Below are 17,497 nucleotides of genomic sequence, written 5' to 3' on the forward strand. Positions count from 1 at the left end.
TCCTCTCGGAGTTCACCGCCCGGACCTCTGCGGTCCGGGCGGCCGCTGTGGATCAGACCCCGACGACGTAAGTGAGGGCGGCCCAGACCGACACGGTGATAACAGTAGTCCAGAGTATGATCGCTACTGCCTGCCAGAGCAGCACCCAGCCTCGGGATGTTCCGCTGGCGATGAGGATCGCGGAAGTGAATTGGGTCGGGATCGCGAGTGGGCCGAGGATGCTCGCGCCGGGGACACCAAAGCGCACGAGCCACTTCTTGAAGCGCTGCTGGCCCTTGCTCTCGCGCCGGGCCGGTGGAGTCTCTTCCAACATGGGACTCCCGCCATAACCGGCAGGCCCCGGGACCAGAGCGGCGTTCCGGGCCGCTGCCCGTCCCCGGTTGTGCTTTACGACGGCGGTGCGGGTCCGGGAGGCGAAGAGCACCACGAGGAGCACGCTCAGGAAATTACCGGCGGCGGCAGCGATGCCGGCAACGATGGGGTTCAGGCCGCCGACGAGGCCGATCACGGAGGCTCCTTCGCCCTCGATGAACGGAACTGCCCCGGCGAGCATGACGATAAAGGGCCGGAGGATTTCGGGCACTTGGGCCGCCAGCTCCTGGAAGTTGACGACCATTTCCTGGATGGGATTCATGGGAGGGACCTCTTTCATGGGTGGTGTGTGGATTTGGGCCTTCTTGGCTACAAGAATCGCCCCGGCGGCGGTGCCTTCGCGTCGGTAGGGGTCCCTGAATTGCTGCCGCTTCATGCCTACCGGTACGGGTTGGCCGACTTCGTTTGCGTCGGTGACAATTGCCTAATAGGGTGCCGGCATGCTCTGAAGGGAGGGGCACTGGTGGATTTCCTGGGTCGGCGCGCCGAGCGCGCAACAGTCGATAACCTCCTCTCCCGGGCACGAGCCGGGCTAAGTGGGGCAATCGTGGTGCGCGGGGAAGCGGGTATCGGCAAGACGGTGCTGCTCGAGCACGCCCGAGGCGCGGCGGAATCCTCGGGGTTCCGGGTGGTGTCCTCGGTCGGGGTGGAGTCTGAGACGCAGTTCGCTTTTGCTGGCCTGCATCAGTTGTGTGCACCTCTCCTGGACCACGTTGGTGCCCTGCCCGAGCCGCAGCGGACCGCTCTGGGCGTGGCGTTCGGGCAGCAAAGCGGTACGGTTCCGGACCGGTTCCTGATAGGGCTGGCCACCCTCAATCTGTTGGCCGAGGTCGCCGAGGAAGGGCCCCTGCTGTGCCTCGTCGACGATGCACAGTGGCTGGACGAGGCATCCGCACAGGTCCTCACGTTCGTGGCGCGACGGGTAGCGGCCGAACGGATGGCGCTGGTGTTCGCGCTGCGGGACCCCACCGACCGCGACATGGGCATGTTCGAAGGTATACCTGTCGTATGCCTGGGCGGCCTCGATGAGAACGACGCGCGGGCGTTGCTGGCAGCGGCCGCGCACACACCCCTGGACAACGGGATGCGGGACCGGGTCATCGCCGAGGCGTGTGGGAACCCCCTCGCACTCCTGGAGCTGGCCCGAAGCGCGCCGGCGGCATGGCAGGCCGGCGGGTTCGAGCTGCCCGAGCTGCCGGGCACCACGCACCGGATCGAGGACACCTTTCGGCGCCGCTCAGGCAGCCTGCCGGTGCCAACCCAAACGTTGCTGCTGGTTGCTGCGCTCGATTCGACCGGCGAGGTGGACCTGCTGTGGCGTGCGGCCGCGCATCTGGGGATCGCCTACGAGTCCGCGGCGCCCGCGGAAGCCGCCGGACTTCTGGAGATCGATACCCGGGTGCGGTTTCGTCATCCGCTGGTGCGTTCGGCTGTGCTGCGGGCCGCCTCCCCTCTGGAGCGTCGCCGTGCGCATGACGCGCTGGCCGCCGCCACCGATCCGGACGTCGACCCCGACCGCCGCGCCTGGCACCGGGCTCAGGCCGTGCTGGGCACCGACGAGGACGCCGCCGCTGGGCTGGTGCGGTCAGCAGACCGGGCGCGTGCCCGCGGCGGGCTGGCCGCCGCGGCGGCGTTCATGGAGCATGCGGCCAGGCTGACCCCTGACCCTGCCGCCCGTGCGGGCCGGGCGCTGGAGGCCGCGCACGCCAAGCAGGAGGCTGGTGCGTCCGAGGACGCCTTGGAGTTGCTGAAGATCGCTGCGGCCGGTCCGCTCGATCCCTTGCAGCAGGCGCGCCTCGAACTGCTGCGTGCCCGGATCGCGTTTCATCTCGTCCGGGACAGTATCGGCGGGGGAATGCTGCTGCACGCAGCCAGGAGCCTCGCCCCGCGGGATGCGGCGCTGTCCCGCGAGACCTATCTTCATGCGCTCGAAGCGGCGATTGTCACCGGCAACTTCGTCCGGGGCCGCAGCATACCGGAAGTTGCCGAGGCTGCCCGGGCGGCGCCCACTCCTACATGGCCGCAGAGGCCGGTGGATCTGTTGCTCGATGGGTTGGTTGAGACGTTCACGCAGGGGTACGCGGCCGGCCTGCCCGGGCGGCGGAGGGCGTTGGAGGCCTTCGTTCATGAGCCGGACGCTGACACGGTGGACGGCGCCAACGGCTGCCGCTGGGGGTGGCTCGCCATCCGAACTGCGATGTCAGTGTTCGACGACGAGTCACTTCGCTCGTTGGCCATCCGCAATGTCCGAGTGACGAGGGAGGCCGGCGCTCTGGCCACGCTCCCTGCCGCGCTTCTTGGCCAGTCCATCATGCTGGTCCTCTCCGGTGAGATCGCCCGGGCTGCCGAGCAGAATGCATCCGCGGCGGCGACCGGGGCTGTGCCTTTGCTCCACGCCCAGCTCGTCCTCTCCGCTTGGCGCGGCCATCCAACCGAGACCGCCGAGGCCCACGCGGCCATTGTCCGGAAGGCCGCCGGACCAGCGCACGGCACCGAAGAATCCTTGACGCAGTACGCCATGTCCGTGCTGCACAACGGTCTCGGTGATTACCCTGCGGCTTATGCCGCTGGGAAACGGGCCTACGACTCCGAAGCGTGGCGGTTCAACAACATGGCCCACTCCGAATTCATCGAAGCGGCCTGCCGTTCCGGCCGGCAGGATAGCGCGGCCGAAGCGCTGGAGCAGCTCAGCACACGGGCCCTCGCCAGCGGCACCCCCTGGGGGCTCGGCCTGGCGGCACGTGCACGTGCCCTGACCAGCGCCGGGTCGAAGGCAGAGGAAAGCTACCGTGAAGCCATAGAGCAGCTCGGACGCTGCCGGATGGCCGCCCACCTCGCCCGCACCCACCTCGTCTATGGTGAGTGGCTTCGCCGCGAGGGCCGTCGCCAGGACGCCCGGGAACAGCTCCGCACCGCACACGGGATGCTGTTGGATATGGGCGCGGACGCGTTCGCACTGCGTGCCGGCCGCGAGCTGCGCGCCACCGGCGAGCACCCCCGCAAGCGAAGCGCCCAGCCAACCGACTCCCTCACCGCCCACGAGCTGCACATCGCCCGGCTGGTGGCCACCGGCGCAACCTCCCGCGAAGTCGCTACGGAACTCTTTCTCAGCCCGCGCACCATAGACGCCCATTTGCGCAGCATCTTTCGCAAGGTCGGCATCACCTCCCGGCGGCAACTCCGGGAGCTGCCCCTTCCCCGATGAACCTTGGCTCGTTGCAACACAGCCCGTTGGAGCCCAAGGGGACCCGCGGGCTGCCGCTTAGTGGATCCGGCGCCGCGAGCGGAGGCGGGTTTCCTCCCCGCCGGGGGTGCTGTCCCCGTGGCCGGCAGCGTAACGCCCGCCGAGAGGTCCCGCCGAGATGCCGTGCGCAACCACGCTGAGCAACACAGTCATGGTGACGGCAGCGACCGCGGTACCGACGGGCCCCGACTCGCCGAGTTCCTCAATAGCCAGGAGCACGAAGACGACGGAGGCGAGGCCGCGGGGCCCGAACCAGCCCACGAACAATACCGTCGAGGTATCCAATCCGGTCTTCGGCAGCGAAAGGGCAACCGGCAGCATCCGGATCACCGTCAGGCTCAGGACCGCGTACACGAGAGTCGACACAGAGAGATGGTCCAACGCGACCGGCACGAGGGCGGCGCCGAAGATAAACCACACTCCGAGTGAGAGCACCTCGCCCAACAGCTCCGGAAGCTCGCCCACCTCGTCCACGCTGGCAACGTCACGGGGCAGACCTGCACCGAACGCGATCCCCGCAACGAACGCCGCGATGAAGCCGTTGCCGCTGAGGGCCAAGGCCAGCGAGAAGCTGGCGAGGGCCACAGCCAGCGTGGCCAGGCGCCGGCCGCCGGGAAGGATCCACCGGCGCCGCGCCCCGAACGCGATGGCCTTCGCACCACCGAATCCCGCTACGAGGCCGACAAGGATCGCGACGGCCACTTCGAGCAGCGGCCTAACGACCGAGTCATGGCCGCTGCCGACGCCGAGCTCAGCCGCCGTGAGCGAGAGCGCGAAGACGACGGCGGGGGTCACTATGCCGTCGTTGAGTCCGCTTTCCACGTTGAGGGTCCTGCGGATACGCATTGGAATCCGCTTATCGTTGATGACCTGGATGCTCAGGGCTGCGTCGGTGGGGGCCAGAGCGGCACCGACGAATCCGGCCAGTGCCCAGGTGAAGTCGCCGAACAGCAGCGCCGCCGCGAGGGCACCGAGGATCAGGGTGAGGGGAAGGCCGATCAGCAGCAGGCGCGCGGGTACACGGATGTCCCGGCGAAGTGCGGTGACGTCCACCCGCGCTGCGTCCGAGAACAGGAGCAGGGCCAGCGTCACCTCGGCGAGAAGGTGGACCGACGGCGTTTCAACGTTGATCGGGAGCGCTCCCCAGTCCTGGTTGGACAGGAGGAACCCGGCGATTGTGAGGACGATCGGGCCGGTGATGTTCCACCGCGCGAGGCGGTCCGAGAACACGGCCCAGGCAAAGACCACGAGCATGAGTGCGGCGAACGCTGCCGGTGTCATCAGATGGTCCTCTCCGAAGCTCCACTACTGCACGAGCGACGCCAGATCCTCGGCCACCGCAGCCATCCGCCCCTGAAACTGGTGGCCGCCCCTCTCGTGCCGCCAGGCTGCAGCTGACATGTCCTCGTCGGGGAACCGAGACATCGTGACTGCCTGTCCCGACAGGGTTCGCAGTTGATCGGCCATCGGCTGGTCCTCCGCCCACCCGCCGGCACCGTGCACAAAGAGGATTCCCATGCTGTCTCCGTTGATCCGGGTGCTGTTGGAAGACCACGGTTCGAGGCTAGCCCACAGGGGCACGGCTATCGAGGGACTTCGGCCAGCTCGGCCCGCAGATCGGTGTCACCGGTGTGGTGAACGGTCTGCAGGCCCAAGGCCTGGGCCGCGGAAATATTCGCCGCATTGTCGTCGATGAAAACGATGTCCCGGGGCGGCACGCCCAGATCACCTGCCACGTATTCGAAGATCCGGGGGTCGGGTTTGAGCATGCGCAGCTGCCCGCTGAAGTACAGCCTGGAGAAGAGTCCGGGCCATTGCGCCGTGGCCGTGTAGTTCCGCGACATGGCCGCGGGCATGTTTGAGAGCAGGGCCAGCTGCGCGCCTTCCTTTGTGAGCGTCTCCAGCACGGACAGGGTTTTCGGATTGAGGTGCGCCCATTGTGCGGCGTCGAGGGCTTCCAGCGTTCGGACCTCATCCGCGCCGGCAGTCCTGCCCAGTACGGCACTCCAGTACTGTGCAGGCGTCAGCGTTCCGGCGTCAAAGCCTTCGCGGTGGGTCCAATAGGGGCTTGAAGCGGCCTCCAGATCCAGGTCCAACCCGGTGGCCCGCTGCAACGCCAGCCAATCCCGGGGCTCCGGGGCCGTGGAGATCACCATGCCGTAGTCAAAGAGGTACCAAAGCCCTGGGCGGGACAGGCGGCTCATTCTTGCCCCCTGCGCGACGGGACGGGTGGAGACAGGCCCGCTGCGACGGAATTGAAGCTGGCGAGGGCCTGCCCGACCACCTCGCCCGGCCCCCGGGTCTGCTCATGCAGCGCCCACCATGCCAGGGCCTCGGTGATGGTGGTCTGCACGGCAGCACCCATCACCCACGGGACGAGGCTGCCGGCAGGTTCCCCGAGCCTGTCGCCGATGAAACCGATGAGCTGCGCTCTCCACAGTTCGAAGGTCTCCGGCCGTGCGGCGCGCAGCTCCGGGGTCGTGGCGATCAGCCTCAGCCGTGCCCGGTCGATGGCGTTGTCGTCGGCGTTCTGGTCAAAAACAGCCACCACGCCTGCGGTGATTGCCTCGATCACGGGCAGCTCTGCGTTTGCATGACGCAACCCTTCGCTGAGCGCGTCCAGGGAGCTTTCGATCCCGCCCCAGACGATGTCCGCTTTCGCCGGGAAATAGCGGTGCAGGGTCCGGACGCTCAGACCTAATTCGGAGGCTATCTGGCTCATGGAAGCTTGTTGGTATCCCACGCGCAGGATGATACCGAGTGCCCGGGCTCGCAGGTCGGTTATTTGGGCCAGCGGGGGGCGCCCCCGGCGCGGTCGGCTTTCTGTCATACCCTCACGCTAGCTGTTCCCTCCGGAGGTTATTTAAGACATACTCTGTCATAATCGTTTCCCGCCGCCTGGAGGTCGCTGTGCCGTTTCCGTTCCCCGATGTCTCTTCCCGCCCGATCAGCGAACTGTTGTCCCTGACCGGACGGAATGCCGTCATTACCGGCGGGGCCCAGGGACTGGGCAAAGCGATCGCGCTGCGCCTGGCAGAAGCCGGCGCGAACATCCTGATCGCTGACATCAACGCTGACCTCGCGGCTTCGGCGGCCAACGACATAAGTTCACGCTTTCCGGTCAAGGCCATAGGCAGCGGTATCGATGTGTCCGAGGAGGATTCCGTTGCCGCCGGGGCTGAGCGTGCCGTGGCGGAGTTCGGCGGCCTGGATATCTGGGTGAACAACGCAGGCCTGTTTCCCAGCGTCGCCGCCGAGGAAATGCCTGTGGATGACTGGGACCGGGTGTTCGCCGTGAACACCCGGGGCGTCTTCCTGGGATCGCGCGTGGCGGCCAAGCGCATGACCGGCGCCGGCGGCGTCATTATCAATATCGTCTCCACTGCAGGCTTCACGGCTCCTGCCCCTGGACTGGCAGCGTACGTCAGCTCAAAACACGCCGTGCGCGGCATGACGAAGGCCATGGCCCTCGAGTTTGCCCCGAAGGGGATACGTGTCCTCGGGGTGGCACCTTCGTTCGTCCCGACTGAAGGCAATCTCGCGATGGCTGCAGCGATGGCCGAGCAGGCGGCCGCCGCGGGAATGGAGCTTCCCACTATGGATGTCATGCAGCACAGCCTGATCGGAAGGCTGGGAACGGCAGATGACATTGCGCGTGTCGTCCTGTTCGCAGCAAGCGACCTCTCAACCATCATGACCGGCAGCGTTCTGCTCGCCGACGCCGGCGAAACCATTTAGCGGACGCATTCCCGCCGAAGCAGCGGAACCCGGCACAACCAACCACATCACCAATGGCTCAACGAGGAGACGCAGTGAACGCAGCAGGCAAGAACGAATCAGGCACCAACAATGACCGGTTCGACGTCGTCATCGTCGGCTTCGGCGGGGCCGGTGCGGCAGCGGCGATAGAGGCCGCCGACAACGGTGCGCGTGTCCTGGTCCTGGACAGGGCGTACGGCGGTGGCGCCAGCGCCCTGTCCGGCGGGGTGGTTTACGCCGGTGGCGGGACCCGCCAGCAGCGCGAGGCCGGATACGGGGACACTGCGGAGAACCTCTATGCCTATCTCCGCATGGAGGCAGGTGACGCAGTGGACGAGGCGACCCTGCGCCGGTTCTGCGACCAGAGCCCGGGGATGATTCCGTGGCTGGAGGAGCAGGGGGCGACCTTCGCGGGGAGTCTGGCCCCGTACAAGACCTCCTATCCAACCGACAAGCATTATCTGTACTTCTCCGGAAACGAGAAGGCCTACCCGTACCGGGACGCGGCGCAGCCGGCACCGCGCGGCCATCGAACCGTCGCGAAGGGGCTGTCCTCCGGGAAGGTTCTGTGGACCCGGCTGGCCGAGTCCGCGGCGCGCAAGGGCGTCACCTTCGCCCCGCTGGCCCGGGTCACTGACCTGATTGTTCAGGATGGCGCCGTCGTCGGCGTGAAGTACCGGGTCCTGGAGCAGTCACACCCAAACGCTGCCGAGCATCGGCGGCTGACCAGCCGCACGCAGAAAATCGGCAACTGGGCGCCGGGGCTGGTGAAGAAGTCCACAGACAAAATTGAGCAGCTCTGGAACGCCGGGGCAGTGGAGCGGGAAGTCCGTGCCGCCGCGGTCATCCTGGCCGCCGGCGGTTTCATCTACAACAAGGAGTGGGTGGCCAAGTACGCCCCGCAGTTCACCGGCATCTCTCCCTTGGGGACACCAGCCGACGACGGCGGCGGCATCCAGCTGGGCCTGGACGCGGGAGCAGACGTGGGCCGGATGGATAAGGTCACGGCCTGGCGGTTCCTCACCCCGCCCAGTTCCTTTGTGGAGGGCATTACAGTAGGCCTCGACGGAAGGCGGATCACAAACGAGGATCTGTACGGCGCGACGCACGGCGATGTGCTGATGCGCGGGTTCGGCGGCAAAGGCTGGGCCGTTTACGACGCCGTGAGCTGGGGGAAGTCACGCCGCCAGTTCTGGTCGCAGACCCAGATTTTCCAGAAGCTGCAGGCGGTTTTCCTGTTCACCATCGGCCACACGAGCGCGAAAAGCGTCAGTGCCCTCGCTGCGAAGATCGGCGTGGACCCGGACGGACTCCACAAGAGTGTGGAGGAGTACAACATGGGGATAGCCTCCGGCCAGGGCGATCCCGCGCACAAAGCCCCCGATCTGTGCCAGCCGATCCTGAAACCGCCGTTCCGCGCCTTCAACATTTCGGACGACGCCTCGCCGTTCTTCCCCATCCCGGGGCTGACCCTGGGCGGACTCATCGTCGACGGGGAGTCAGGTCTGGTCAAAAGGGAGGACGGGACACAGATCTTCGGGCTGTACGCCGCGGGCCGCAATGCCGTTGGCGTGTGCTCGAACAGCTACATCAGCGGCCTCTCCCTTGCCGACTGCTTCTTCAGCGGGCGGCGGGCCGGTGCCCACGCTGCTGCACAGGCGGCCCGGCAGGGGATATCCGCCCCATAGCCTCCGCCGGCGCTACCCTAGGTACGGCAACCCGCACGCGTGCCTAGGGAGTGTGCCGCATGACGCCCGGTCCAACCATGAAGCCCTGTTCCGATATCAGGTCCGGCCCCGACATCACATCCGGAGCCGGCAGGAAACGACGACGGATGGCCGCCTGGGCCGCCGTGGTCTTTGCCGTTGCCGCGGTGCCGGCCTGCACCGCGGCGCCATCCGCACCGGGCGAACCGGTGCCGCAGGAAACCTCCAGGGCATCACCTGGCCTGTCCGGCGCCGTCGTACCCGGAGACCCCGACGTCATCAGCACCGGCCTCGACGCGCCGTGGGCGATCGCCTTCCACGATGGGGTTCCGCTCATCAGTGAACGGGATTCAGGCCGGATCCTGGAGCTCGACGACGCCGGAAACACCCGCGAAGCCGGCGTCATCCAGGATGCTGCAGGGCGTGGGGAAGGGGGCCTCCTGGGCATCGCCGTGCAGGACGGATCGCTCTACACCTACTTCACTGCGGGCGCAGAGAACCGCATCGAACGCCGGGAAATCAGCGGCGGCCCCGGCTCCCTTGCCCTGGGTCCGGCTACAACCGTCCTGGACGGCATCCCGGCCGGACCGATCCACAACGGCGGCCGGATAGCGTTCGGCCCCGATGGGCTGCTGTACGCCACGACCGGGGATGCCGGTGACCGGGGCCGCGCCCAGGACCGTGACGCGCTCTCCGGCAAGATCCTGCGTATGGGCACCGACGGTGAGGCACCGGAGGACAACCCGTTCCCCGGATCCCTGGTGTACAGCTACGGGCACCGGAACCCGCAAGGTATCGCCTGGGACAGCAGCGGCACTATGTACGCCAGCGAATTCGGGCAGAACACCTGGGATGAACTGAACGTGATCACCCCCGGAGGGAACTACGGCTGGCCGGACGTCGAAGGGATCGCCGGAGAAGAGGGATTTATTGATCCGGTCCAGCAATGGGACCCGGGTGACGCCAGTCCGAGCGGGATCGCCGTCGCGGGCGGGTCGATCTTCATCGCCAACCTCCGCGGGGAGCGGCTCCGGGAGGTGCCGCTGGACGGGCTCGACAGCTCGACCGAACACCTGGCCGCGGAGTACGGCAGGCTGCGCGACGTCGTCACTGCCCCCGACGGCACGCTCTGGGTGCTCACAAGCAACACCGACGGCCGCGGCACGCCCGGGCCCGACGATGACCGCGTGCTGGCCCTTAGGATCGGCTAGCCGCCAGCGGCAGTCTCATCAGCCGGCGCACGGATCGCGGCGAGATCCTCGAAGCGGTCGGCGGTTGCCGGATGGACGGTGATCATCGGGCGCTCCTTCGATCTGATCCGGAACCTTACGCTTCACTGCCGGGGCGGAGGTACCGTAGCGTGCCCTTCCATGCAGCGGAACCTGGTTTCGCCGCAGGCTGCGGTTGGAGGACAGCATGAAGAATGAGTCCGGAGCATCCGGAAAGCCGGTGACGGAAGGCGCACGCAGGGTGTCGCTCGTCGAGCCCACCGCTGCGGGGTTCGTGGTCCTTGGCATTTCGACCGGAGCCTGGAAGACGCCCTTTCCACCTCGAAGAGCCGAACGCAGGCAGGCCCTGGCGGGGCTGTCGGGCCGGGCGGCCGCCCTGCGCGGCACCCCCGGTGTCCGCCAGGCAACGGTGTTCGCGGCGGTCCTGCGTCCGCCCGGCCAGCCCAAGGAGGGGGAGGGACCGGCCGCAGCCTACGACGTCGTTCTCCTGGTGGTTACCGATTCACCCGCCGTTGCCCGGGACGTTGCCGACGCAATTGCCGCCGAGGCGCCGCCGACCGCGGCCACTGAGCGGCTGATCCTCGCCGGTTCCAATGTCCGCAGCATGGGGCCGGTTAGCCCGCGTCCCGGAGGAGTGTTCCTCTTCAACTTCTTCACCGGCCCCACCATGCAGGCCACCCTGGACGCCTGGCAGTACACCGCGGGCTGGTTTGAGCAGGAGACCCGGCTGGATAACTCAACGGTGATCCTTCCCGACGCGCAGAGCCATTCGCCGTTCCCCATCATCAACCACTGCCGCTGGAACAGCCTGCGCCAGGTGCTGCCCTCGCTCCTGTTCAAACGGTCTTTTCGAAGCTTCGTGCTGGCGGCCTTCAGCGAGGCCGGAGTAGTGCCGCATCCGATTCTGTACCGAGTGCATTCCTAGGCCGCCCGAACCAACCGAAAGGACGCTTCCCGTGGACCAGTTACTGAGGATCGACGGCTTCACGGTATCGCTGGATGGCTATGGCGCCGGGCCGGACCAGAGCATGGACGATCCCCTCGGCAACGGAGCGGAACGCCTCCACGATTGGATCGTCAACACCCGAACGTTCGCCGGGCGCACCGGAATGGATGGCCGCGGCGAAGGGATCGACGATCTGTTCGTCCGTACCCAGTTCGACGGCATCGGTGCCAGCATCATGGGACGGAACATGTTCGGACCCGTCCGCGGCCCCTGGGCCGCCGACGAGACCTGGAACGGGTGGTGGGGCGAGGATCCGCCCTATCACCACCCGGTGTTTGTCCTCACGAATTATCCCCGGGACCCAGTGGAGATGGAGGGGGGAACAACGTTCCACTTTGTGACCGGCGGGATCCACGAAGCCAGGCAACGGGCACTGGACGCAGCAGACGGCGGGGACGTCTGGATCGGCGGCGGGGTCAACACTGTCCGCCAGTACCTGCGGGCCGGGCTCATCGACCGCATCCACCTCGTGGTGGTTCCGATCCTGCTCGGCAGCGGAGAACGCCTGCTGGATAACATCACCGGCCCGAACGGCCGGCTGCCGGGTTTCGAACCGATCGACGTGAGCACCGGCAACAATGTCGCGCATATCCAGCTGGCCAAGGCAGAGGGGGAGGCCGGGAAGCTTCCATGACCGACGTCATCATTGCCGGCGGGGGACCGACAGGCATCATGCTCGCCAGCGAATTGCGCCTGCACGGCGTCGATGTGCTGGTGCTGGAAAGGGACGCGGAGCCCACGAAGGTGGTCCGGTCCGGCGGACTGCACGCCCGCAGTGTGGAGATCCTCGAGCAGCGCGGCTTGGCAGGCCGGTTTCTGCAGCTCGGACAGCAGTATCCGCTTGGAGGCTTCTTTGCCGGTATCACCAAGGCCGCGCCGGTTTCGCTGGACACCACACACCCCTATGTCCTCGCGATTGCGCAGCCAGTGGTCGAGCGGCTGCTGACCGAACACGCCACCGAACTGGGCGTTCACCTCAGGCGCAGCACGGAGCTGACGGAGCTGCGCCAAGACGAGGACTCGGTGACCGTGGTGCTGGCGGACGGCACGCAGCTGCGCTCGCGCTACCTCGTCGGGTGCGACGGCGGCCGGAGCACGGTACGCAAGCTCCTGGGGATCGGGTTTCCGGGCGAACCCAGCCGGCGGGACCGGCTGCTGAGTGAGGTGGAACTGACGGCGCCCGAAGAGACACTGATGGCCAGGGTCGCCGAAGTCCGCGAAACGCACAAGGACTTCGGGGTGGTGCCGCTGGGGGAGGGGCTGTACCGCATTGTCGTACCCGCCGACGGCGTCTCCGAAGACCGGGCGTCTCCGACGACCTTGGACGAGCTGAAGCAGCAGCTGCAGCAGTTCGCCGGCACCGACTTCGGCGCCCACTCGCCGCGCTGGCTCTCCCGCTTCGGCGATGCGACCCGGCTGGCGGAGCGCTACCGGTCCGGACGGGTGCTGCTGGCCGGGGATGCCGCGCACATCCATCCGCCGCTTGGCGGCCAGGGGCTGAACCTCGGACTGCAGGACGCCTTCAACCTCGGCTGGAAACTGGCGGCAGAGGTTGACGGGTGGGCGCCGGAGGGGCTGTTGGACAGCTACCAGGCCGAGCGGCATCCGGTGGCTGCCGCTGTATTGGACAACACCCGTGCCCAGTCGGAACTGATTTCCCCGGAACCGGGTCCGCAGGCTGTGCGCCGGCTGCTGGCGGAGCTGATGGACTTCGAGGAAGTGAACCGCTTCCTCATCGAGAAGATCACCGCCACGGGCATCCGCTATGACTTCTGCGGGGGCCGCGACAACGGGGGAGACAACAACGGGGGAGACGGCGACGGCGGCGCCAACAACGCGGGCGACGGCGGACATGGCGCGGGCGAGGGCCTGCTGGGCCGCCGGCTGCGGAACGTGCAGTTGTCCCGGGGGCGGCTTTATGAGTTGATGCACAGCGGCCGGGGCATCCTGGTTGACCAGACCGGCCGGTTCTCGCTGGGAGGATGGACGGACCGCGTGGACAGGATTGAGGCGAAAAGTCCCGAATTGGACGTCCCTGCGGTGCTGCTGCGTCCGGACGGACACGTCGTGTGGGTGGCCGAACCAGCCCTGGGCGACATTGACGACCCGATCGGTGGAGGGCAGCGCGAACTGGATGCCCGGCTCTCGAGGTGGTTCGGGGCCGCTGTTCCCGGGGCCGGGGCGCTGGAATCGGCTTACCAGCCCGGATGAACCGCTTCCAGCCTGTTCACGGGCAGCGGCGGGTGTGATCGTAAGGGGCATGGAATCCATCCAGCGCCTGAGTCCGGAGGGACTCATCTCCAGTCCTGCCTTCAGTCATGTGGCCATCGTGCCGGCGGGGGCTGCCACGATCTACGTGGGCGGGCAGAACGCCGTCGCTGCCGACGGCTCGCTCGTGGGCGGAGACGATGTGGCCGCGCAGTCGATGTGGGCCATGGAAAACGCGAAAACGGCGCTCGCCGCTGCCGGGGCCGGCCTTGGCGACGTCGTGCAGTGGACAGTGCTCATTGTCGCAGGAGCCGACCTCAGGGCGGCATACGGGGCTATCGCCGGGCAGCTTGCGTCCGATGAGCCGCCGCTGGTGACGGCGGCGCAGGTCGCCGGGCTGGGCGTGCCGGGTGCGCTGGTGGAAATCAGCGCCGTAGCAGCCGTTCTGCCATGAGTGTGACCGGGCTCGGCCCCGAACTGCCCTGCAGGTGAAAGGCGCATCATGCCAAAGATCAGCTCGTTTGCCGTCTCCCTCAACGTCCCGGAGCCGGAGGCCTCTGCCGCCTTCCTCTCCGGGCATTTCGGCTACATAGCCGAGATGCAGAACGACGGCTTTGTTTCCCTCAGGCATCCGAACGGGGGATCGAACATCATCTTCCTCCGTGCCGGCCTGCCGACCTTCAAACCGGCGGAGATTGCCGGCCGTGCCCGGGAAGGGCTGCTGCTGGTACTCGTGGTGGACGCCATCGATGAGTACCACGAGCAGCTGGTGGCACAGGACATTGCTGTGGTTACGAGCCCGGAAACCGAACCCTGGGGCGAGCGGTTTGCCCAGTACCGGGATCCGAACGGGCTGATCGTGCAGCTCGTGCAGTGGGTCTGAGATGGCAGTGCGTTCGCCACGGGAGTGCTGCCTGCGGGACATCGGGGGCTTCACTGTTGTCCTGGCGGCCGTGACCGTTCCCTTCTACGTGATCGGTCCGCTGATCGGTTCCCTCTCCGCTGTGACACGGGGGAATCTGCCCGGGGCAGCCCTGGCCTTCGTGTGCCCGGCCGTGGCTGCCGCGGTTATCGCCGCACGGACCGGGGCGGGCGGGGCGTTGATCGGGCGCCTCGCACTGCGTCCGCGGGGAATCCTGCCGGCGGCGGCGGCGCTCGCCGTGATGCCGGCCGTGGTGGCGGTCTCCGCTGTCCTGACGACCAACGGGAAGGGCTTTGAAGCTCCCGGCCGGGGCACGGCGGTCCTGGCCGCCGTGTACCTCGTCAGTGCCGCCACCGAGGAGGTCGGTTGGACAGCTTTCCTCCTGCCACGGGTCCTCCAGGTCAGCGCGGTGATTCCGGGGGCCCTCCTGATCGGGGTGATCTGGGCCCTCTGGCACGTGGCGTCCAATATCCAGGCCGGGCACACCCCCTCCTGGATCGCCGGGCAGGTCTGCTTCACGGTCATGCTGCGGGTCCTGATGGTCCTGATCGCTGTGGGCTCGGGCGGATCGATGTGGCTCGCGGCCCTGACCAACGCCTCCTACAACTTCGCGTGGTCGCTTTCCCCCGGGGCAGGAGCCCACTACAACCCGTGGACGACGGCGCTGCTCACGGCAGCTGCCGCCGTCGCGCTCTACGGGCTCATGCGGCGGATGGGCTGCCTCAGCGGAGCGTGACGGCGCGGCCCTGGGCATCGACGGGAAACGAGACGTCGTGGGTGCCGCTGCGCCTCCCGCCCCCGTGTCACGAGGCCGGCGGATTCCAGCACACTGACGTGCTTGAAGACGGCCCGCGGCGTGAGCGCAAACGGTTCGGCCAGCTCCGCGGATTACCCCTGAAGTCCTCAGTGCGGTGGAGGCCATCCAGCAGGTAGGCTAGGACAGCCGGTACGGCAAGATTTGTCAGCAGTAACTGTGCGGCCAGCCAGCAATGATTGGTTGGCCGCATCTTTTGGGGAGGAAGAAACAACATGGCGGGCGAGCACAACAGCGTCGGACAGGCCGGCAACCGGCACGAGCCGGCCACGCAGGACACCACATCGATCAGCCTTCCGCCTCAGGGCGATGCCACCTCGGTGGAGCCGAAGCTGAGCGCGGATGAGCGCGCCGCCGTCGCGGCACTTCCTGCCGGCTCTGCACTGCTGATTGCCCACACCGGCCCGAACACCGGCGCCCGGTTCCTTTTGGACCAGGACGTGACTACGGCCGGACGCCACCCGAATGCGGATGTTTTCCTTGACGATGTCACCGTCTCGCGCAAGCATGTTGAGTTCCGGCGGACGGCAGAGGGCTTCCGTGTGGTGGACTCCATGAGCCTGAACGGCACCTACGTCAATAACGACCGCGTGGACACCCTGCTCCTGCGCACCGGCAGCGAGGTCCAGATTGGCAAGTTCCGGCTGACCTTTTACGCTGCGCGGCCGGCAGCCCACCGGGCGTAGGGACAGCCGGTCGGAAGTTCCGCCCGGAGAACCACGGTAAGACTGAAGGAATAGGTAGCAGGTATGTCAGCATCGCAGCCAGTCAGGCGCACCCTGGGCACGGGGCATGAGCGTCTGCGTGGCCGTGTGCTCAACATCGGGGAGGTCCTCGGTGAACTGAACGCCGATTTCCCCGGCATCAGCGCGTCCAAGATCCGCTTCCTGGAGGAGAAGGGCCTCGTCACTCCCCAGCGGACGGCCGCCGGCTACCGCAAATACACCACTGCCGACGTCGAGCGGCTGCGGTTTGTGCTGGCACTGCAGCGGGACCAGTACCTGCCGCTGAAAATCATCAAGGATTACCTGGACGCCATCGACCGCGGCGAGCGTCCCGAATCCCTTCCCGGCGGCATGTCCCTCTCCCCGCGAGCGGTCTCTGAACAGCTGGCGGGGGAGCTGTCCGCCAGGACCCTCGCCCGGCCCCTCACCTTCAATGAACTCGTCCGGGAATCCGGTGCCTCAGCGGACCTGGTCCGCAACCTGGCCGGGTACGGGCTGATAGCGGCCGCCGAAAACGGTGCCGAATACGGCGCTTACGACCAGCATGCGCTGAAGGTGGCCAAGGCCTGCGCACAGCTCCAGGCCCACGGCATCGAGCCGCGGCACCTGCGTCCCTTCCGCGCGGCTGCCGACCGTGAATTGGGGCTGGTGGAAAGCGTAGTGGCCCCACTGGCCTCGCGGCGCGACGTCGCCTCGAAGGCACGTGCGGCAGAAACCGCGCGGGAGATCAGTGATCTCTGCCTGAACCTGCACAGTGCCCTGGTCAACGGGCACATCGCACGAATGGAAGGCTGAGGAGCATGCGCGAAGTCGAAGTGGTCGGTGTGCGGATCGAGCTGCCGTCCAACCAGCCGCTGGTCCTGCTCAAGGAAATCAACGGCGAACGCCACCTGCCTATCTGGATCGGTGCCCCGGAAGCCAGCGCCATTGCCTTTGTCCAGCAGGGGATCGTTCCGCCCCGGCCCATGACCCATGATCTGCTGGCATCCGTGGTGGCAGCCTTGGGGCGAACTGTCAGTGAAGTGCGGCTGGTCTCAGTAGAGGACACCGTCTTCTATGCCGAGCTCGTTTTTGATAACGGCGTCACCGTCAGCTCCCGGGCCTCGGACGCGATAGCGGTAGCCCTGAGGGCCCCCTGTCCCATCTTGTGCGCCGATGCGGTGCTGGACGAAGCCGGCGTGCGGATCGCCGAGGCCGATGAGGACGAAGAAGACGAGGAAGATTCGGAAAACGCCGAGAACGAACTCCGGCAGTTCCGGGAGTTCCTGGCCGATGTTGAGCCAGAGGACTTCGAGCGCTGATTCGACACGCCTGCAGAAAAAGGGCTGGCATCTTTGACCTTGGACCGGGTCGGATCTAACGTCGAAGCTATAGAGTTCCCGTGGCACGGGCCTTCGCTATTCCTCTACCCGGGTTCTTCCCCTCAGAGAATTTGCAGGGCACACTAAAGGCAGTCGTCCCCGACGCCTTGGTCCCGTGCCAACCCCCCTCTGGGAACCGCTACTAGGAGGC

18 protein-coding genes are annotated in these 17,497 nt (G+C 67.1%); 13 read left to right on the plus strand and 5 right to left on the minus strand.

Annotated features, from left to right (window positions below; translation table 11 throughout):
- Nucleotides 1-52 precede the first annotated feature (52 nt).
- The gene (locus KKR91_RS06340; RefSeq protein WP_237687515.1) at nt 53-652 is read right to left on the minus strand and encodes a small multidrug efflux protein; all 600 of its coding nucleotides are present in this window, start codon (nt 650-652) and stop codon (nt 53-55) included.
- A gap of 183 nt (nt 653-835) precedes the next feature.
- Here KKR91_RS06340 and KKR91_RS06345 point away from each other — a divergent pair, with 183 nt between their 5' ends.
- Complete coding sequence (locus KKR91_RS06345; RefSeq protein ID WP_210230861.1) at nt 836-3,577, plus strand: AAA family ATPase; 2,742 nt, start codon at nt 836-838, stop codon at nt 3,575-3,577.
- A 57-nt stretch (nt 3,578-3,634) separates the two neighbouring features.
- Here KKR91_RS06345 and KKR91_RS06350 read toward each other — a convergent pair whose 3' ends face one another.
- The 4 genes from KKR91_RS06350 to KKR91_RS06365 all read right to left on the minus strand — a co-directional run bounded on the left by KKR91_RS06350 (nt 3,635) and on the right by KKR91_RS06365 (nt 6,446).
- Nucleotides 3,635-4,897 carry a cation:proton antiporter gene (locus tag KKR91_RS06350; RefSeq protein ID WP_210230862.1) on the minus strand — a complete coding sequence of 421 codons (1,263 nt, stop codon included), beginning with the start codon at nt 4,895-4,897 and terminating at the stop codon, nt 3,635-3,637.
- A 24-nt stretch (nt 4,898-4,921) separates the two neighbouring features.
- Nucleotides 4,922-5,134: a hypothetical protein gene (locus tag KKR91_RS06355; RefSeq protein ID WP_210230863.1), complete on the minus strand. Its 213-nt coding sequence runs from the start codon at nt 5,132-5,134 to the stop codon at nt 4,922-4,924.
- A gap of 65 nt (nt 5,135-5,199) precedes the next feature.
- Nucleotides 5,200-5,820, minus strand: coding sequence for an HAD family hydrolase (locus KKR91_RS06360; protein ID WP_210230864.1), 621 nt, complete (start codon nt 5,818-5,820; stop codon nt 5,200-5,202).
- The gene (locus tag KKR91_RS06365; RefSeq protein ID WP_273544734.1) at nt 5,817-6,446 is read right to left on the minus strand and encodes an acyl-CoA-like ligand-binding transcription factor; all 630 of its coding nucleotides are present in this window, start codon (nt 6,444-6,446) and stop codon (nt 5,817-5,819) included. The genes KKR91_RS06360 and KKR91_RS06365 overlap by 4 nt, the downstream gene beginning before the upstream one ends.
- Nucleotides 6,447-6,526: 80 nt before the next feature.
- On the opposite strand from KKR91_RS06365, the gene KKR91_RS06370 reads away from it, so the two are divergent.
- From KKR91_RS06370 to KKR91_RS06425, 12 genes are all read left to right on the plus strand, one after another.
- Nucleotides 6,527-7,354, plus strand: a complete 828-nt coding sequence (locus KKR91_RS06370; protein WP_210230866.1) for an SDR family NAD(P)-dependent oxidoreductase — start codon at nt 6,527-6,529, stop codon at nt 7,352-7,354.
- A gap of 74 nt (nt 7,355-7,428) precedes the next feature.
- Nucleotides 7,429-9,063: an FAD-binding protein gene (locus KKR91_RS06375; protein WP_210230867.1), complete on the plus strand. Its 1,635-nt coding sequence runs from the start codon at nt 7,429-7,431 to the stop codon at nt 9,061-9,063.
- A gap of 59 nt (nt 9,064-9,122) precedes the next feature.
- Complete coding sequence (locus tag KKR91_RS06380) at nt 9,123-10,292, plus strand: PQQ-dependent sugar dehydrogenase (protein WP_237687517.1); 1,170 nt, start codon at nt 9,123-9,125, stop codon at nt 10,290-10,292.
- 205 nt (nt 10,293-10,497) lie between these two features.
- Nucleotides 10,498-11,235: a hypothetical protein gene (locus tag KKR91_RS06385; RefSeq protein WP_210230868.1), complete on the plus strand. Its 738-nt coding sequence runs from the start codon at nt 10,498-10,500 to the stop codon at nt 11,233-11,235.
- A gap of 31 nt (nt 11,236-11,266) precedes the next feature.
- A complete protein-coding gene (locus KKR91_RS06390) occupies nt 11,267-11,950 on the plus strand; it encodes a dihydrofolate reductase family protein (protein WP_237687518.1) in 684 nt (227 codons plus the stop codon).
- Nucleotides 11,947-13,527, plus strand: a complete 1,581-nt coding sequence (locus tag KKR91_RS06395) for an FAD-dependent monooxygenase (RefSeq protein ID WP_210230869.1) — start codon at nt 11,947-11,949, stop codon at nt 13,525-13,527. The genes KKR91_RS06390 and KKR91_RS06395 overlap by 4 nt, the downstream gene beginning before the upstream one ends.
- Nucleotides 13,528-13,576: 49 nt before the next feature.
- Entirely contained in the window at nt 13,577-13,978 is a 402-nt protein-coding gene (locus KKR91_RS06400) for a RidA family protein (RefSeq protein ID WP_210230870.1), read from the plus strand.
- Nucleotides 13,979-14,026: 48 nt separating this feature from the next.
- Nucleotides 14,027-14,407 (plus strand): VOC family protein, encoded by a 381-nt coding sequence (locus tag KKR91_RS06405; RefSeq protein ID WP_210230871.1) that lies wholly within the window; start codon nt 14,027-14,029, stop codon nt 14,405-14,407.
- Nucleotide 14,408: 1 nt separating this feature from the next.
- Nucleotides 14,409-15,182, plus strand: coding sequence for a CPBP family intramembrane glutamic endopeptidase (locus KKR91_RS06410; protein ID WP_210230872.1), 774 nt, complete (start codon nt 14,409-14,411; stop codon nt 15,180-15,182).
- A 293-nt stretch (nt 15,183-15,475) separates the two neighbouring features.
- Nucleotides 15,476-15,946: an FHA domain-containing protein gene (locus KKR91_RS06415; protein WP_210230873.1), complete on the plus strand. Its 471-nt coding sequence runs from the start codon at nt 15,476-15,478 to the stop codon at nt 15,944-15,946.
- 63 nt (nt 15,947-16,009) lie between these two features.
- Nucleotides 16,010-16,780: a transcriptional regulator FtsR gene (gene ftsR, locus KKR91_RS06420; protein WP_210230874.1), complete on the plus strand. Its 771-nt coding sequence runs from the start codon at nt 16,010-16,012 to the stop codon at nt 16,778-16,780.
- A 5-nt stretch (nt 16,781-16,785) separates the two neighbouring features.
- Complete coding sequence (locus tag KKR91_RS06425; protein WP_210230875.1) at nt 16,786-17,286, plus strand: bifunctional nuclease family protein; 501 nt, start codon at nt 16,786-16,788, stop codon at nt 17,284-17,286.
- Nucleotides 17,287-17,497: the final 211 nt, after the last annotated feature.

Origin of the sequence: Arthrobacter jiangjiafuii (genome assembly GCF_018622995.1) — a bacterium.
Lineage (GTDB): Bacteria > Actinomycetota > Actinomycetes > Actinomycetales > Micrococcaceae > Arthrobacter_B > Arthrobacter_B jiangjiafuii.